We start from the raw sequence: 15,339 nt of genomic DNA on the forward strand, positions 1-15,339 counted from the left end.
TCCGGTGAGGTCGTCCGCGGTGACGGCGTTGCCGAGATGGTCGCCGGTCTCACCGCCGCCTTCGATGCCGGGAGATGGATGGGAATTCAGGTGCCATGACGCGGAATCCACGTTATCGAACCGTGATTACGGAACTCTTGACGGACTCCCCCGCCGTCCGGGAGCAGGTGATCAAGAACGTGCGAGAGTTCCTGGCGGTCGGCGAATACGCCTTGGCTGTCGAAACGCTCTGCGAGTGGATCCACGAAGACGACCTCGCGATCTCTTCTGCCTATCACGAACGACTTCGGCAGCTGACTGAAGACGTGAACGCAGCAGTGTTGGCAGAAGATCTTCGGCCGCAGATCGCCGAAGAGAACGGAGGGAACCGTTGATGTAGTTACTCGTGAATGGGCCGCTGACCTGTCGGCCGCGCATTCCGTCGAAGACGCGTCGGGCCCTCCTCCCTCATCGCATGAGCTTCGACGAACCAGGAGCCCGGACCCTGTCGACGGTCGCGCCCACTGGCGGCCCCCCGTGGTCCGAGGTGTCGGCCGACGGTGGAGCGTGCTCCGGACCGGGCAGTGAGGTTTCTCCGGGAAAGGAAGGAACCCGACATGAGGGAAATGCCTCTCCCTTGGTGAGCACCCCTGCCCTGGAGGTATTTCCGTTGTTTCCCGCACGTCCGCGTATCCGTCGTTCCGCCCCGGCCGGCCGGAGGGCCCGGCTCGCCCTGACCGGGCCCGCGGCCCTGCTCGCCGCCGCGCTCACCGCGTGCGCGGGCGCCCCCACGGGCTCCGCCGAGGTGGGCGGGGACGCCGAGGCGCCCGGCGCCAGCGTCTCGGTGAACCTCAAGGGGAGGGCTGCGGCCCCGGGCGGGCCGGTGAAGGTGACGCTGGCTCACGGCAAGCTGGCGACGGTGTCGGTGACGGCGGGCAAGAACGGCGCTCTGGCCGGGAAGATATCCGCCGACGGCCGGACCTGGACATCCGATCGGGTCGCCGCGCCCGGCACCGCGTACACGGTCGAGGCCGAGGACGTGGACGGCGGCAGTGACCGGGCCACGTTCGCCACCGCCGAGGCCGAGAAGGTCAACAAGCTCCTCCTCGCGCCGGGGAAGAACTCGACCGTGGGCATCGCCCAGCCGCTGTCCGTCGTCTTCGACCACCCCGTGAAGGACAAGGCCGCCGTCGAGAGGGCCCTGAAGGTCTCCACCTCCGACGACACCGAGGGCTCCTGGGGCTGGCTCCAGGACTACTCGGGCAAGGACCGCGTCGACTGGCGGCCCAAGGAGTACTGGAAGCCGGGTACGAAGGTCACCCTGGACGCCCAGCTGAACGGGGTCGACACGGGTGCGGACGGCGGCTGGTTCGTGCGCGACTACACGACGACGTTCACGATCGGCGCGGCCCAGGTGGTCAAGGTCGACCTGGACCGGTCCCGGCTGGCCCTGCACCGGGACGGGAAGCAGATTCTGGACATCCCGATGTCGGCGGGCACCCCGGGCGGCGAGAAGGCCTCCTGGCGGGGCACGGCGGTGCTGATGTCGAAGGAGGGCACGATCAACATGCGCTCCGAGACGGTGGGCCTCGGCGATGCCTACGACAAGATGGTCGACTACTCGATGCGGCTGACCTGGTCCGGGATGTACGTGCACGCGGCCCCGTGGAACGCGGGCGTTTTCGGCCGGGCCAACCGGAGTTCGGGCTGCGTCGGGATGAGCGACGCGGACGCCGCGGCCCTGTACGGGCAGGTGCGGGTGGGCGACCCGTTCGAGATGACCGGCACGCAGGCCAAGGGCACGGTCGCCGAGGGCAACGGGTACGGCGCGTGGAACCTCTCGTGGGAGGACTGGACGGCGAAGAGCGCCCTGGGGCGACCCGGTAGCGCCCACCGCGGGCCCGGAGCGGGTGCCTAGCACTCCGGGCAGGCCACACTACTGACACCACGTCCAACAATCGTTACCTTCACGCAACGCACCCGGTGGTTACCAGCGGTAAACATGCGGGGTTACCGTCGGGTCACTTTGCACTGACACGCGTGAGGAGTGACCCCGTGGCACGTCCGAAACCGGCACGGCGCACCACCGCTTCGATCACCACAGCCGTCGTCCTGCTCGCCGGGGCCGCGCTCGGCTCCGCCCCGGCCGCGACGGCGGCCCCCGGCACCGTGCCCGCGGGCGCGACCACCGGGGACCTGACGTTCCACGACATCCCCGGGTCCGGGGGCATCACCCTGAAGGGCAACGTCTTCACGCCCGCCGGGTCCGCGGCCGGAACCAAGCATCCGCTGATCGTCTTCCCGACGAGCTGGGCCATGCCGCAGATCGAGTACCTGGCCCAGGCCCAGAAGCTCGCCGACTCCGGTTACGTCGTGGTGAGTTACACTTCGCGCGGCTTCTGGCTCTCGGGCGGGAAGATCGAGGTGGCGGGCCCGCCGGACATCGCGGACGCCTCCGCCGTCATCGACTGGGCACTGGATCAGACCTCCGCCGACCCGGACCGCATCGGCATGGGCGGCGTCTCCTACGGGGCGGGCATCAGCCTGCTGGCGGCGGGGCACGACGCGCGGATCAAGGCGGTGGCCGCGCTCAGCGGCTGGGCCGACCTGATCGACTCGATCTACAGCGGGCGCACCCAGCACCTCCAGGCCGCCGCCCTGCTCGGCGGCGCGGGCCTGGTCACCGGCCGCCCCGGCGACGAACTGACGCGGACGCTCAAGGACTTCCTCGGCTCCAACCTGGAGAAGGAGTCGGAGATGATCGCCTGGGGGAAGAAGCGGTCCCCCGCGACGTATCTGGACCGGATCAACGCCAACGGCGCGGCGATCATGATGGGCAACGCGTGGGGCGACACCATCTTCCCGCCCAACCAGTACGCCTCGTTCTACGACAAGCTCACCGGCCCCAAGCGGCTGGAGTTCCGCCCCGGCGACCACGCCACCGCCGAGGCCACCGGCCTGCTCGGGCTGCCGAACGACACCTGGACGAGCACCCGCCGCTGGTTCGACCGCCATCTCCGGGGCGAGCGCAACGGCATCGACACCGAGCCGCCGGTCCAGCTCAAGTCCCGTACGGACAAGGGGTACGAGGGCTACCCGGACTGGAAGTCCGTGGGCGCGGTGAAGAACCGGATCCCGCTGGACGGCACCAAGAAGGTGTGGGCGAACGTGGACTCCGGCGCCAACGGCGGCATCGCGATCCTGTCCAACGCGCTGGACCAGTTCCTGAAGCTGCCGCCGACGGTCTCCGTGCCCCTGCTGCCGCGCGCCTTCGCGAGCGCCTGGCAGTCCGAGCGGTACGCCACCGAGCAGCGGATCCGGGGCACGTCCGCGCTGCACACCACGGTCACCAGCACGAAACCGAGCGGCACCCTCGTCGCGTACCTCTACGACGTGGGGCCGCTCGGCATCGGCAAACTGGTCAGCAACGCTCCGTACACCTTCCACGGGCAGACGCCGGGCCGGCCGTTCCCCGTCGACCTGGAGCTGTACTCCACGGCCTACGACGTCCCGGCCGGTCACCGGCTCGCCCTGGTGATCGACACCGTCGATCCGCTGTACATCGAGCACAACCCGACCGGCGCGCAGCTGACCTTCTCCTCGCCCGGCACGGACCCGAGTCATCTCTCGGTCCCGCTGCGCGAGAAGTGATCACCGACTGCTGCCGGGCGGGCAGGGCCCGACTACCGCCCTCCCGGCAGCAGCGTCCCCGGTTCGGCCGGGGCCACCCCCACCGCCTCCGTCTTCGGACTGCGCCGCTGACGGCGGGCCGCCCAGGTGGCGAACCACGAGAGCAGCATGCACATCCCGATGTAGATCGGAGAGATCACCATCACGACGGGGATGAAGGGAAGATCGTAGTCGAGATTCGACGCGATCAGCTTTCCGGCGTGGAGGAATTCCTCGTAGGTGATCAGAAAGCCCAGTGAGGTGTCCTTGAGCGCGACCACCAGCTGACTGATGATGGTCGGCATCATCGCGCGTACGGCCTGGGGAGCCAGGACGAACGTGGTGACCTGTGTCTTGCGCATGCCGAGCGCGTACGCGGCCTCGCGCTGCCCCCGGTCCACGGAGTTGATTCCGGTGCGGAACACCTCCGCGAGGACGGAGCCGTTGTAGAGCGTCAGACCGGCGACCAGGGCGGGCAGCGGCTGGACCTTCAGCGCCACGAAGATGAAGAAGATCATCACCAGCACCGGCATGGCCCGGAAGAACTCGACGAGCAGGGTCGAGATCCAGCGCAGCACCCGGTGTTCGGAAAGCCGGCCGACCGCGAGGACCGCGCCGAGGACGAGCGAGAGGACCGCGGCGTACGCGAACGCCTTGAGGGTGTTGCCGAGGCCGCGCAGCAGCAGCTCCTGAATGCCCTTGTACGCGAAGGGCGTCCACTTCTCGGCGGTGAACTGGTCGGTGTCGAAGAGCAGGTAGACGATCCAGCCGAACAGCGCCAGGATCACCACCGTCGAGGCGATCCCGTACATCAGGTGCCGTTTGCGGGTCACCGGGCCGGGGATGTCGTAGAGCGCGGTGGCCGCCGGCAGTGTGGGCCTGCGGGTGAGCGTCTTGGTCATCGTGCCACTCCCCAGCGCTTCTCCATCACGTTGAACACCGCGCTGATGGTCAGGGTGATGATCAGGTAGCCGACGGCGATCCAGATGAAGGACCAGATGATGCTGTAGCCCAGTTCGTTGAGCGTCTTGTAGGTGCCGAGGAGTTCGGTGACGCTGAACGCCCCGGCGATCGCGGAGTTCTTCGCCAGCGCGATCAGTGTCGAGCCGACCGGCGGGATCACCGACCGGAACGCCTGCGGCAGCACCACGGTGCTCAGGGTCTGACCGAAGTTCATGCCGAGGCTGCGGGCGGCCTCGCCCTGGCCCTTGGGCACGGTGTTGATGCCGGAGCGCAGCACCTCGCAGATGAAGGCCGAGGTGTAGCAGCCGAGCGCCAGCACCGCGAAGACCTGGAACGGCAGGACGAGCCCGAAGCGGGGCAGGCCGAGCAGGACCGCGAAGAACAGCAGCGTCAGCGGGGTGTTGCGGAGCACGGTGACCCAGACCGTGCCCAGCACCCGGAAGGAGCCGACGGGCGCGACCCGGAAGGACGCCATGAGGAAGCCGAGGACGAGCGCCAGCGCGGAGGCGTAGACGGTCAGCTCGACGGTGCCGAGGAAGCCCTTGCCGTAGAGGGAGAAGTTCTCTGTCAGTACGTCCATGGGTGGGGCCGTCCCCTCAGTTCGCCGGGTAGCGGTCGATGGGCGGCGGGGTCGGCGCGGGCGCTCCGGAGAGCCCCAGCGTCGCTTCGTACGCCTTCTTCCAGTTGCCGTCCTTCTCGTTGGCCTCCAGCGCGTCGTTGAGCGCGTCGCGCAGCGCGTTGTCGTCGCGCGGTACGCCGATGCCGTACGGCTCCTCGGAGAAGGGCTTGCCGACGACCTTCATCTCGTCGGGCGCCTTGGCCGCGAAGCCCAGCAGGATCGCGTCGTCGGTGGTGACGGCGTCGACCTGGAAGGTGAGGAGGTTGTCGACGCAGATCGAGTACGTGTCGTACGCGACGAGCGTCGCCCTGGGGTAGTCGGCGGCGATGCGCTGGTAGGGCGTGGAGCCGGCCGCCGAGCAGACGGTCTTGCCCGCCAGGTCCTGGGGCCCGTCGATGCCGTTCTCGTCGGTGCGCACCAGCAGGCCCTGGCCCGCCATGTAGTACGGGCCGGCGAAGCCGACGAGCTTCTTGCGCATGTCGTTGATGGTGTAGGTGCCGACGTAGTAGTCGATCTGGCCGTTCTGCAGGGCCGTCTCGCGGTTGGCCGAGGCGATCGTGCGGAAGCGGATCGTCTTCGGGTCGAAGCCGAGCGAGGCCGACATCATGCGGGCGATCTCGATGTCGAACCCGGAGTAGACCCCGCTCGCCGGGTCCTTCTCCCCCAGGTACGGCTGGTCCTCCTTGGCGCCGACCACCAGGTAGCCGCGCTTCTTCGCCTTGGTCCAGGTGCGGGAGCCGGACAGTTCGAAGCCGGTGTCGACCTGGTACACCGGCAGGGCTTCGGCCTTTGGCCCCTTGACCGGCGGGCTGCCGTCCCTGCCGCAGCCGGCGGCGAGTGCGGCGAGCAGGAGACCGGCCACGAGGGCGGAGGCCCTGCCCGTCAGCGTGTTCCTCGTGCGCAACATGGAAGCCTCCCCTCAGTGCTTGAGGATCTTGGACAGGAAGTCCTTGGCGCGGTCGCTCGACGGGGACGTGAAGAAGTCCTCCGGGGTGCGGTCCTCGACGACGCAGCCGTCGGACATGAACACCACGCGGTTCGCCGCGGAGCGGGCGAAGCCCATCTCGTGGGTGACCACGACCATGGTCATGCCGTCCCGGGCCAGCTGCTGCATGACCTCCAGCACCTCGTTGATCATCTCCGGGTCGAGGGCCGAGGTGGGCTCGTCGAAGAGGAGCGCCTTGGGGTCCATGGCCAGGGCGCGGGCGATGGCCACGCGTTGCTGCTGGCCACCGGAGAGCTGTGCGGGGAACTTGTCCGCGTGGGCGGCCAGGCCGACGCGCTCCAGGAGTTCACGGGAGCGCCGGTCGGCATCGTCCTTCTTCCGCTTGCGGACCTTGAGCTGGGCCAGCGAGACGTTGTCCAGCACGGTCTTGTGGGCGAAGAGGTTGAACGACTGGAAGACCATGCCGACTTCGGCACGGAGCTGGGCCAGGCCCTTGCCCTCCTCGGGAAGGGGTCGGCCGTCGATCGTGATGCTGCCGGACTCGATCGTCTCCAGCCGGTTGATCGCCCGGCACAGGGTGGATTTCCCCGAGCCGGAGGGGCCGATGACCACCACCACCTCCCCGCGGCCTACGGTGAGATTGATGTCCTGAAGTACGTGCAACTCTCCGAAGTGTTTGTTGACGTCCCTCAGTTCGATCAACGGATCGACGGCCATGCGCTGCCCTACCCACTTGTCGCTGTGTCGAGGTCAGCGCAAACTATCCATCGCGAAAAGGGACTTCGCACCCGACACGCGTAAATGGCGCAAAAGGCTTTTTAACTGGATTAGGCGAGGAGGGCGGAGACCACGAGTCCACCGCGATCCGGACGAGAGGCCCCGGCCGCTCAGTTCTCGGCCGACTCCGCGTACACCTGGGAGAGCTCGGGGCTGCCCGCCATCGCCCAGTCGAGTCCGGCCGCGACGACGTCGATCTCCCGCCCGGACTCCAACCGCACCACGGGCCGGCCGCTCGGCCAGACGTCCCACGACGCGCCCGGGACGGTCCGCACGATCACGGTGCCGAGGTAGAGACCGGCGTCGTTGCCGAGCCAGGGAAGCTCCTCGGGGTCGTCGCGCCAGCGGGGCGGCAGCTGGTCGAGCGCGGCCAACGAGGCGGGGGTGTCATCGAGTTCGAGCCCGTGCTGCCCCGCCCTGACGCGCAGCAGTTCGCATTCGGCGAGCAGTTCGGCCACACCGTCGGGGTCTGCCTCGACGGCGGCGACGAGTGCGCCCGAATGCGTACCCCCCTGACGCTTACGCCAGTTGTCCAAGAAAGGGATGTTCATACCACTAGGGTCCCATCCCGGCCGGGTTCCGCACCACAGGGCGCGCGGCGTTCTCCGATCCCCCACCCCCGCCGCGACCGGCGATCCGAGCAGATATCTAAAGTACGCACATGAGTGCACACGCTTACGTTTCGGGACTGTTCTCGTTGGAAGGCCGGGTGGCGGTGGTCACCGGCGGCAGCTCCGGCATCGGCCGGGGGATCACCGGCGCTCTGGCCCGGGCCGGCGCGGCCGTCGTCGTGGTGGCCCGCCGGGAGGCCGAGCTGAGCGCCACCGTGGACGAGCTGACCGCCGAGGGCTGCCGGGCCGCCTGGGTGAGCGCGGACCTGAGCACCACCGAGGGGGCGCGCGCGGGGGCGGACGAGGCCGTGCGGGCGTTCGGGGAGCCGGACATCCTGGTGAACTGCGCCGGGATCAATCTGCGGCCGCCGATGAGCGAGCTCGGCGAGGACGTCTGGGACACCACGATGGCGGTGAACCTGAAGGCGCCGTTCCTGCTGGGGCAGCGCTTCGGGCCCGGCATGGCCGAGCGCGGGTACGGGCGGATCATCCACGTCACCTCGCAGCAGGCGCACCGGGCCTTCGTGAACAGCGGCGCGTACGGGGTGTCCAAGGGCGGCCTGGAGTCCCTGGCCCGCTCCCAGGCCGAGGCGTGGTCCCCGCACGGCGTCACCGTGAACACCCTGGTGCCCGGTTTCGTGCTGACTCCGCTGAACGAGCGCCTGGCCTCGGCCCCGGAGACGGTGGCGTCGCTCGCCGCGCGGACCCTGGTCGGCCGCAACGGCCTCGCGGAGGACTTCGCGGGGGCCGCGGTGTTCCTGGCAGGGCGCTCCTCGGCGTACGTCACCGGGCAGTCGGTGTTCGTGGACGGCGGGTTCTCGGTGCACTGAGGGCCGGTGCGCCGGGCGGCGGGCTCTCGGTGACCGGTCGTCGGTGCGCCGGGCCCGCCGCCCGTCGTGAAGGGGCTCGGGGCTTCTACCGTCCGAGGGCCTGCGCCGCCTCACCCACCGCCCGCTCCACCGCGGCGGAGACGGCCTCCTTGTCCAGGCCCAGGCCGGTCAGCACACCGGAGCCGTCCTCGAACTCCAGCAGGGCCAGCAGGAGGTGCTCGGTGCCCACGTAGTTGTGGCCGAGCCGGAGCGCCTCGCGGAAGGTCAGCTCCAGGACCTTCTTGGCGTCCGCGTCGTACGGGATCAGCTCGGGCGCCTCGTCCACGGCGGCGGGCAGCACGGCGGTCGCCGCCGCCCGCAGCGCGTCCGTCGGCACGCCCTGCCCGGCGAGGACGCGGGCGGCGACGGCCTCGGGCTCGGCGAGCAGGCCGAGGATCAGGTGGGCCGGGACGATCTCGGCGTGCCGGGCGGCCTGGGCCTCGTTGTGGGAGGCGACCACCACGTTGCGGGCGCGCGGGGTGAAGCGGTTGAAGCCCTCGTTCGGGTCCGGTTCCGAGGAGCCGCCGCCCTTCTTGGGCACGAAGCGCTTCTGGGCGGCCTGGCGGGTGACCCCCATGCTCCGGCCGATGTCGGTCCAGGAGGCGCCGGAGCGCCGGGCCTGGTCCACGAAGTGGCCGATGAGATGGTCCGCCACGTCACCGAGGTGGTCGGCCGCGAGCACCGCGCCGGAGAGCTGCTCCAGGGCGTCGTCGTTGGTCTGCTTGATGGCCTCGATCAGATCGTCGAGGCGTACGGAAGGGGTGACAGGAAGAGGCTGCGTCATGTGACAACCGTAGGTTGACACCCAGAAGGTGTCAACCTTGGGTTGTCAGCGCGCGGTGCGGCCTCCCCGTGGATCCCGGCTCAGAGGTCGAGATCGACGACCACCGGAGCGTGGTCCGACGCGCCCTTGCCCTTGCGCTCCTCGCGGTCCACATAGCTGTCCTTGACGGCGGCGGTGAACGGGGCGTTGCCGAAGGTGAGGTCGATCCGCATGCCCTTGTTCTTGGGGAACCTCAGCTCGCGGTAGTCCCAGAAGGTGTAGGCGCGGTCGTACTTGAGGGGGCGGGGCAGGACCTCGCTCAGACCCTCCGCCTCCAGGGCCGCGAGGGCGGCGCGCTCGGCGGGCGTCACATGCGTGGCGCCGGCGAACAGCGCCGGGTCCCAGACGTCCTCGTCGGTCGGGGCCACATTGAAGTCCCCGAGGACCGCGAACGGCAGGGCCTTCGCGGCGTCCGCCGCCACGGCCTTCCGCAGGGCCTCCAGCCAGCGCAGCTTGTACGCGTAGTGCTCGTGCGCGACCTCGCGGCCGTTGGGGACGTACACCGACCAGAGGCGCAGCGGGCCGCAGGTCGCCGAGATCGCGCGGGGCTCCTGCACCCCGTCGTAGTCCGGGCCGTCGGGCAGCCCGGTGACGACGTCGGTGAGGCCGACGCGGGAGAGCAGCGCGACCCCGTTCCACCGGCCGGTGGCGCTGACCGCGGACTCGTAGCCCAGCTCGGCGAGCGCGGCGGTGGGGAACTGCTCCGCCGTGCACTTGGTCTCCTGGACGCACAGCACATCGGTGCCGCTGCTCTCCAGCCAGGCCAGAAGCCTCGGCAGCCGAGCGGTGATCGAATTGACGTTATAGGTGGCGATGCGCATGGCAGCCAACCTAGCGGCTCCCACTGACAGTCGCCGGGGGGCTCACAGCTCGGTGACCCCGCCCGGCGCCAGCCGACCGTGGTCCGCGCCGCCCAGGGCCCCGATCTGGTTGTCGTAGATCGGCCGTGCCAGATCGGTCAGCAGGGCGTCGTGGACGTCGATCGCCCGCCGCGGCTTGACCTCGCGCACGTAGTCGATGACCTCGGAGATCTTGTTCCAGGGGGCCATGACCGGCAGCAGGAGGGTGTCGACGGGGCGGTCGGGAACAGTGAGCGCGTCGCCGGGGTGGAAGACCGAACCGTCGACGAGGAAGCCGACGTTGGTGACCCTCGGGATGTCCGGGTGGATCACCGCGTGCAGCTCGCCGTGCACGGTGACGTCGAATCCGGCGGCGGAGAACGCGTCCCCGTCGCCCACGGTGTGGACCCGCCCGGGGAACGCGGCCGAGAGCTGGTCGGCCACGCTGCGCAGCGTCCAGATCTCGGCCGCGGGATTCGCTTCCAGGCCCGACCGCAGCCGCGCCTCGTCGAAGTGGTCCGGGTGCTCGTGCGTCACCAGGACGACGTCGGCGCCGAGCGCCGCGTCGTCCTCGGAGAAGCCCCCGGGGTCGATGACCAGGACCCGCCCCTCCTTCTCGACGCGGACGCAGGAGTGGGTCTTCTTGGTGAGGGTGAGTGCCCGAGGCGATGCGTTCATGGCTCCATCCTGCTACGCGGGCGGCGTGGTTTCCTCCTGGATCACCTTCTGCGCGACGGCGAACGCGGCTCCGGCGGCCGGGAGCCCGCAGTAGACGGCGGTCTGGAGGAGAACTTCCTTGATCTCGGCGGGCGTCAAGCCGTTGCGCAGGGCGGCGCGGGTGTGCGCGGCCAGACCCTCCAGGTGGCCGGAGGCGACGAGCGCGGTGAGCGTGATGCAGCTGCGGGTGCGGCGGTCGAGGCCGTCCCTGCTCCAGACCTCGCCCCAGGCGTACCGGGTGACCAGCTCCTGGAAGTCCTCGGTGAAGCCGTCTGCCGAGGCGGTCACCGCGTCGACATGGGCGTCCCCCAGCACCTCCCGGCGTACCTTCGTGCCCTGCTCGTGCCGTTCGTCCGGCGTCGACGCGGAGGCCTGGGGCTCCGCGGCGGCCGGGGCGATCTCGGCCACCGGGGCGAACGGGGCGGCGGGCGTCGCGGGCCCGGGGACCAGCGGCAGCACGGGGATCGCCGCGGAGGTGTCCTGCTGCCAGGCGGTGGAGAAGTGCATCAGCAGCAGGTCGCTGACGGCTGCGGGCTGCTCGACCGGCGCGAGGTGGGAGGCCCCGGGGACGAGCGCCAGGCGGGCGTCCGGTATCCCGGCGACCAGTGTGCGGGCCTCGGCGGGCCCGGTGACCTGGTCCTCCGCCCCGACCAGCACCAGGGTGGGAACGCCGATCCGGCCCAGCGCGCCGCGGATGTCGAACGCCGCGAGGGCCTCGCAGGCGGCGATGTAGCAGCCGGGATCGGTGGTGCGGACCATCTGTACGGCCCATTCGACGATGGCGGGCTGCGCGGCGGCGAAGCCGGGGGTGAACCAGCGCTCCGGCGCGGTGCGGGCCATCGGCTCCAGGCCGTTGGTGCGGACGATCACGCCGCGCTGACGGAACTCGTCGGCCGTGCCGAACCGGGGCGAGGAGGCGACGAGCGCCAGCGAGGCGACCCGGTGCGGGTGGCGCAGCGCCAGGTCGGCGCCGACGGCCCCGCCGATCGAGCAGCCCGCGTAGCCGAAGCGCTGGACGCCGAGCCCGTCCAGTGTCGCGAGCAGCCGGTCGGCCAGATCCGCGACGGACGCGGCGGCGTGCGCGGGGGCGCCGCCGTGGCCGGGCAGGTCGTAGCGGAAGACCCGCCAGTGCTGGGACAGCTCGGGTATCTGGCGGTCCCACATGTGCCACGTCGTGCCCAGCGAGGGCCCGATGACCAGGACCGGGGCGTCCTCGGGCCCGTCGAAGCGGTACTGGAGCGGCGCGGCGCGCTGCGCTCCCTGCGCCGTTCCCGGCGCCGGAGTGGCTTGCGGCCCCTGCACCGCCGGGCCACCCGGCTGCACGCCGCCGACGACGTCCACGGGCGGCCGCGGAACCTGCGGCTGGGGCTGCTGATGTCCGGGAGCCGGCCGCACGGGCACCTGCGGCGGAGACGGTGCGACCGTCTGCGGAGGCCGGTCCGCCGTCGCTCCGGGGGCCTGCGCGTACGACTGCGCGGGCACGGGCCGGGGGGCCTGCGGCAGCGGGCCGGTCACCCCGTCGTGCGGAGGCTCGGAATCGGCCGTGCCCGGGGGCCGGGGGGGCTGCGGGGTCGTCTCGCTCAACTCGCTCACTCGCTCCAGGGTAACGAGCGGCTCGAGAGCTCCCTGCCAGGGGGTGGCCGCGGGGTCGCCCGGACGACCCGAGCCGCCGGGCCACGTGGACGGGCCCGCGTCCGTTCCGGCTTCCCCGCGCGCCCGGCAGCAGCGGGCCCCGTGCGGGAATCAGGGCATGCGGCTGGTCGTCACCGTGCGGGAGAGGGCGTCGGCGAAGGAAGTGACCTGCTGACCGAGCAGGTCGAGCTGGGCAGCGGTACGGGCGTCGGCGCAGGCGCCGTCGGGGCCGAAGAGCCGCCGGGAGCCGCCGGTGCCGAGAGTGACACCGAGCGGGGTGGGCCAGCCCCGCAGCGCGTGGACCACGGCCCGCAGGGCGGCCAACGTGGTACCGCAGGCCTGTGCCCCGGCGGCGGTGACCACGAGTCCGACCGCACGGCCGTCGACGTAGACCCGGGTGTCGTCGCGGAGGTCTTCCAGAAGGTCGAGAGCGTTCTTGACCAGTCCGGAGATGCCGCCGTGGTAGCCGGGAGTGCCGATGACGAGGCCGTCCGCCCGCCGTACGGCCTCGACGAGGGTCTGCTGTTCGACGGTACGGGCGGTGCTCTCGGGCGCGTACAACGGGAGCCGGGCGAGGAACGCACCGCCGAGGTGCAGGGTCTCGGCGCCTCTGTCCTCGACGGCCCGCAGGGCGGCGCGGACGGCGAGTTCGCTGGTGGACTCGGGGCGGGTGGTACCACCGATGCCGACGATCAGGCGTGTCATCACTGGCCTTCCTGGGAGATGCGCAACCGAGGGGGCGGCCCGCCCAGGGCGGAAGGCCCCGGGGCGGGGTCCGGCCACGAGGCGGACCGGGACCATGGTCGCCCGGGCACCTCGTACGCCCCTCGGTGCGGTTCACTGGCGACGGCGGGCATCGCGCGCGCCCTGGAGCATCGGTCGCATGTTTCCGAGGCCGTGTTCGAGCGTTACTCAAGCGGTGGACTGCCCCGCGGTCAGGGGGTCGCCGCCGATACGACATACACGACAGGGCTGGCCGGGTCGGTCATGTTGACCGTGATGTTCTGGGTGGGGCGCGGCTTCTTGTTCCGGTGCGTGGTGCTGGCCCACTCCTCGTTCGGGCCGAAGGACCAGCCGGTGATCTTGATGTCCCGGGGGCTGATGTCGATCGTGTCCGGCTCCAGCGCCGCGCGTCCGGTGCCCACCCCGGTCAGGAAGCGGTCGAGACCGGCGGAGGTCGTCCGGAACTTCGCGTACATCCGGCTGGCTTTCCAGTTGTTCGTCTCGTAGTACTGCACGCCCTGCCCGTTGCCGGGGATCGGGATCTCGAAGATCCGGCGCTGCATCTTGGAGGGCCAGCCCTCCCGGAGGCCCACGGCGGCCGCCTCGGCCTCCTTGTCCTGGCCCGAGCGGCGGCTCTGGCCTGCCGAGATCAGCAGGTAACCGGCCGGGATGCCGATCAGCAGCACGATGATCGTCGCGGTGATGAATCGCCGCTTGAACACATGCCGCCGGTCCTCGGGCGGCTTGCCCTCGCCGTCGCCCGGAGACTCCGACTGGTGCGGCACCACGGGGTGCTCGGCTGCGATCATGATCAGGTGGTCCTCGGGAAGCTGCGGTGACGGCGTACTGAAGGATGGACGCCGGAAGGGGCGGCTGCGGTTCAGCCGGCGGTACGGGTCGACCGCGTGTTGCGGATGGTGCTCGCCGCCTGGTCGTAGATCTGGGCGTACCGCTCGTACCGCTCCACGCGCCGCCGGTTGGCCCGGCGGAATCGGCGGGCGACCAGCCGGGCCAGGTCCGCGGCGCCGACCATACCCGCCTCGGGGCCGAGCTGCGCCTTCGCGATCCGGGCCTCGGGGCGGTAGCCGCGGCCGGTGAGGTGACGCTTGAAGGCGTCCCTGGCCGGGTTGATCAGCAGGTCGTCGGCGGCGCTGACGCCGCCTCCGATGACGAAGCAGGAGGGGTCGAGCGCCGCGGCCAGGTTGGCGATGCCGATGCCGAGCCACTGGCCGATGTCCTGGAGGAGCTCGATGCACATCGCGTCGCCCTCGCGGGCCAGTTCGGTGATGAGCGGGCCGGTGATGTCGGGGATGTTGCCCTTCACCCGGTCCAGCAGGTAGTGCGCCACCGGGGAGTCGGCGGCGGCCAGCTCCCTGGCCTCGCGGACCAGGGCGTTGCCGGAGCTGTACTGCTCCCAGCAGCCCCGGTTGCCGCACGGGCAGCGGTGGCCCGAGGGCACGACCTGCATGTGGCCGAACTCACCGGCCACGCCGTACTTGCCGCGCTTGACCTGGCCGTCCTCCAGGATCGCGCCGCCGATCCCCGTACCGAGGGTGATCATGACGAGGTGGTCCTCACCGCGGCCCGCTCCGAAGCGCCATTCCGCCCAGGCGGCGGTGTTGGCGTCGTTGTCGACCATGACGGGGACGACCAGGCGGGACGCGATCGCGTCCCGCAGGGGCTCGTCGCGCCAGGCGAGGTGCGGGGCGAACAGCACCTTGGAGCGGTCGGCGTCCACCCAGCCCGCCGCGCCGATGCCCACCGCGTGGACGTCGTGGCGGTCGGAGAGGTCCAGGACCAGTTCGACGATGGTGTCCTCGACGACCTTGGGGCTCTTGGACTTGTCGGGCGTCTCGGTGCGGAGCTGTTCCAGGATGTTGCCGTCGGCGTCGACGACGCCCGCCATCACCTTGGTGCCGCCGATGTCGATCCCGACCGTGGGGACCCGGGGGGCGGTGAGGTGCGAGCGGCGTTCCTTGGTGCCGACGGTCTTGAGGACGGTGGCGCGGGCGGAGCCGCGGTGTGCGAAGTCGCGGTACGTGCTCATCGTCCCTGCGGGGTCTGGGGGGCCGGGCAGCTGTCGCGGCCGGCGGCGGACGGCGCCCGCCGGGATCGATTCTGCCACTGCCCGGCCCCGGGCGGACGGTGGGCGGGGTCGGCCGCGCCGGGGCG

At 70.9% G+C, this 15,339-nt stretch carries 16 protein-coding genes; 4 read left to right on the top strand and 12 right to left on the bottom strand.

What is annotated here, in order from left to right:
• The first annotated feature begins 95 nt into the window (after window positions 1-95).
• From ACH4RG_RS27485 to ACH4RG_RS27495, 3 genes are all read left to right on the top strand, one after another.
• Window positions 96-374 carry a MafI family immunity protein gene (locus ACH4RG_RS27485; RefSeq protein ID WP_398162785.1) on the top strand — a complete coding sequence of 93 codons (279 nt, stop codon included), beginning with the start codon at window positions 96-98 and terminating at the stop codon, window positions 372-374.
• Between the two features lie 275 nt (window positions 375-649).
• Window positions 650-1,897: an Ig-like domain-containing protein gene (locus ACH4RG_RS27490; protein WP_398540489.1), complete on the top strand. Its 1,248-nt coding sequence runs from the start codon at window positions 650-652 to the stop codon at window positions 1,895-1,897.
• Between the two features lie 137 nt (window positions 1,898-2,034).
• Window positions 2,035-3,630, top strand: coding sequence for a CocE/NonD family hydrolase (locus ACH4RG_RS27495; protein WP_398540410.1), 1,596 nt, complete (start codon window positions 2,035-2,037; stop codon window positions 3,628-3,630).
• Window positions 3,631-3,662: 32 nt separating this feature from the next.
• On the opposite strand, the gene ACH4RG_RS27500 is transcribed toward ACH4RG_RS27495, so the two are convergent.
• The 5 genes from ACH4RG_RS27500 to ACH4RG_RS27520 all read right to left on the bottom strand — a co-directional run bounded on the left by ACH4RG_RS27500 (window position 3,663) and on the right by ACH4RG_RS27520 (window position 7,504).
• Window positions 3,663-4,550: an amino acid ABC transporter permease gene (locus tag ACH4RG_RS27500; protein WP_397922388.1), complete on the bottom strand. Its 888-nt coding sequence runs from the start codon at window positions 4,548-4,550 to the stop codon at window positions 3,663-3,665.
• Window positions 4,547-5,191, bottom strand: a complete 645-nt coding sequence (locus ACH4RG_RS27505) for an amino acid ABC transporter permease (RefSeq protein ID WP_007454866.1) — start codon at window positions 5,189-5,191, stop codon at window positions 4,547-4,549. The genes ACH4RG_RS27500 and ACH4RG_RS27505 overlap by 4 nt, the downstream gene beginning before the upstream one ends.
• A 16-nt stretch (window positions 5,192-5,207) precedes the next feature.
• Complete coding sequence (locus tag ACH4RG_RS27510) at window positions 5,208-6,137, bottom strand: glutamate ABC transporter substrate-binding protein (protein WP_397922386.1); 930 nt, start codon at window positions 6,135-6,137, stop codon at window positions 5,208-5,210.
• A 12-nt stretch (window positions 6,138-6,149) separates the two neighbouring features.
• Entirely contained in the window at window positions 6,150-6,893 is a 744-nt protein-coding gene (locus tag ACH4RG_RS27515) for an amino acid ABC transporter ATP-binding protein (RefSeq protein WP_397922384.1), read from the bottom strand.
• Between the two features lie 170 nt (window positions 6,894-7,063).
• Window positions 7,064-7,504 carry a DUF6278 family protein gene (locus ACH4RG_RS27520; protein WP_397922382.1) on the bottom strand — a complete coding sequence of 147 codons (441 nt, stop codon included), beginning with the start codon at window positions 7,502-7,504 and terminating at the stop codon, window positions 7,064-7,066.
• Window positions 7,505-7,614: 110 nt separating this feature from the next.
• On the opposite strand from ACH4RG_RS27520, the gene ACH4RG_RS27525 reads away from it, so the two are divergent.
• Window positions 7,615-8,394 (top strand): SDR family NAD(P)-dependent oxidoreductase, encoded by a 780-nt coding sequence (locus tag ACH4RG_RS27525; RefSeq protein ID WP_397922380.1) that lies wholly within the window; start codon window positions 7,615-7,617, stop codon window positions 8,392-8,394.
• A gap of 85 nt (window positions 8,395-8,479) precedes the next feature.
• Here ACH4RG_RS27525 and ACH4RG_RS27530 read toward each other — a convergent pair whose 3' ends face one another.
• The 7 genes from ACH4RG_RS27530 to ACH4RG_RS27560 form a co-directional block, all read right to left on the bottom strand.
• Window positions 8,480-9,217 (bottom strand): Clp protease N-terminal domain-containing protein, encoded by a 738-nt coding sequence (locus ACH4RG_RS27530; protein ID WP_397922378.1) that lies wholly within the window; start codon window positions 9,215-9,217, stop codon window positions 8,480-8,482.
• A gap of 80 nt (window positions 9,218-9,297) precedes the next feature.
• Window positions 9,298-10,077: an exodeoxyribonuclease III gene (locus ACH4RG_RS27535; protein ID WP_397922376.1), complete on the bottom strand. Its 780-nt coding sequence runs from the start codon at window positions 10,075-10,077 to the stop codon at window positions 9,298-9,300.
• Between the two features lie 42 nt (window positions 10,078-10,119).
• Window positions 10,120-10,773, bottom strand: a complete 654-nt coding sequence (locus ACH4RG_RS27540; RefSeq protein WP_397922374.1) for an MBL fold metallo-hydrolase — start codon at window positions 10,771-10,773, stop codon at window positions 10,120-10,122.
• A gap of 12 nt (window positions 10,774-10,785) precedes the next feature.
• Window positions 10,786-12,405 carry an alpha/beta fold hydrolase gene (locus ACH4RG_RS27545; RefSeq protein WP_397922372.1) on the bottom strand — a complete coding sequence of 540 codons (1,620 nt, stop codon included), beginning with the start codon at window positions 12,403-12,405 and terminating at the stop codon, window positions 10,786-10,788.
• Window positions 12,406-12,555: 150 nt separating this feature from the next.
• Window positions 12,556-13,149 (bottom strand): NADPH-dependent FMN reductase, encoded by a 594-nt coding sequence (locus tag ACH4RG_RS27550; RefSeq protein ID WP_398540411.1) that lies wholly within the window; start codon window positions 13,147-13,149, stop codon window positions 12,556-12,558.
• Window positions 13,150-13,379: 230 nt separating this feature from the next.
• Window positions 13,380-13,976, bottom strand: coding sequence for a hypothetical protein (locus ACH4RG_RS27555; RefSeq protein WP_397931072.1), 597 nt, complete (start codon window positions 13,974-13,976; stop codon window positions 13,380-13,382).
• A gap of 71 nt (window positions 13,977-14,047) precedes the next feature.
• Window positions 14,048-15,214, bottom strand: a complete 1,167-nt coding sequence (locus ACH4RG_RS27560; RefSeq protein ID WP_397922366.1) for an ROK family glucokinase — start codon at window positions 15,212-15,214, stop codon at window positions 14,048-14,050.
• Window positions 15,215-15,339 lie beyond the last annotated feature (125 nt).

The organism is Streptomyces sp. NPDC021019 (assembly GCF_044333295.1).
Taxonomy (GTDB): domain Bacteria; phylum Actinomycetota; class Actinomycetes; order Streptomycetales; family Streptomycetaceae; genus Streptomyces.

Excerpts from the sequence above, each read along its gene's own strand:
- ACH4RG_RS27530 (WP_397922378.1), bottom strand. The coding sequence starts at position 9,217 with ATGACGCAGCCTCTTCCTGTCACCCCTTCCGTACGCCTCGACGATCTG.
- ACH4RG_RS27510 (WP_397922386.1), bottom strand. The coding sequence starts at position 6,137 with ATGTTGCGCACGAGGAACACGCTGACGGGCAGGGCCTCCGCCCTCGTG.
- ACH4RG_RS27525 (WP_397922380.1), top strand. The coding sequence starts at position 7,615 with ATGAGTGCACACGCTTACGTTTCGGGACTGTTCTCGTTGGAAGGCCGG.
- ACH4RG_RS27500 (WP_397922388.1), bottom strand. The coding sequence starts at position 4,550 with ATGACCAAGACGCTCACCCGCAGGCCCACACTGCCGGCGGCCACCGCG.
- ACH4RG_RS27515 (WP_397922384.1), bottom strand. The coding sequence starts at position 6,893 with ATGGCCGTCGATCCGTTGATCGAACTGAGGGACGTCAACAAACACTTC.
- ACH4RG_RS27555 (WP_397931072.1), bottom strand. The coding sequence starts at position 13,976 with ATGATCGCAGCCGAGCACCCCGTGGTGCCGCACCAGTCGGAGTCTCCG.
- ACH4RG_RS27485 (WP_398162785.1), top strand. The coding sequence starts at position 96 with ATGACGCGGAATCCACGTTATCGAACCGTGATTACGGAACTCTTGACG.
- ACH4RG_RS27540 (WP_397922374.1), bottom strand. The coding sequence starts at position 10,773 with ATGAACGCATCGCCTCGGGCACTCACCCTCACCAAGAAGACCCACTCC.
- ACH4RG_RS27535 (WP_397922376.1), bottom strand. The coding sequence starts at position 10,077 with ATGCGCATCGCCACCTATAACGTCAATTCGATCACCGCTCGGCTGCCG.
- ACH4RG_RS27560 (WP_397922366.1), bottom strand. The coding sequence starts at position 15,214 with ATGAGCACGTACCGCGACTTCGCACACCGCGGCTCCGCCCGCGCCACC.
- ACH4RG_RS27550 (WP_398540411.1), bottom strand. The coding sequence starts at position 13,149 with ATGACACGCCTGATCGTCGGCATCGGTGGTACCACCCGCCCCGAGTCC.
- ACH4RG_RS27505 (WP_007454866.1), bottom strand. The coding sequence starts at position 5,191 with ATGGACGTACTGACAGAGAACTTCTCCCTCTACGGCAAGGGCTTCCTC.
- ACH4RG_RS27520 (WP_397922382.1), bottom strand. The coding sequence starts at position 7,504 with ATGAACATCCCTTTCTTGGACAACTGGCGTAAGCGTCAGGGGGGTACG.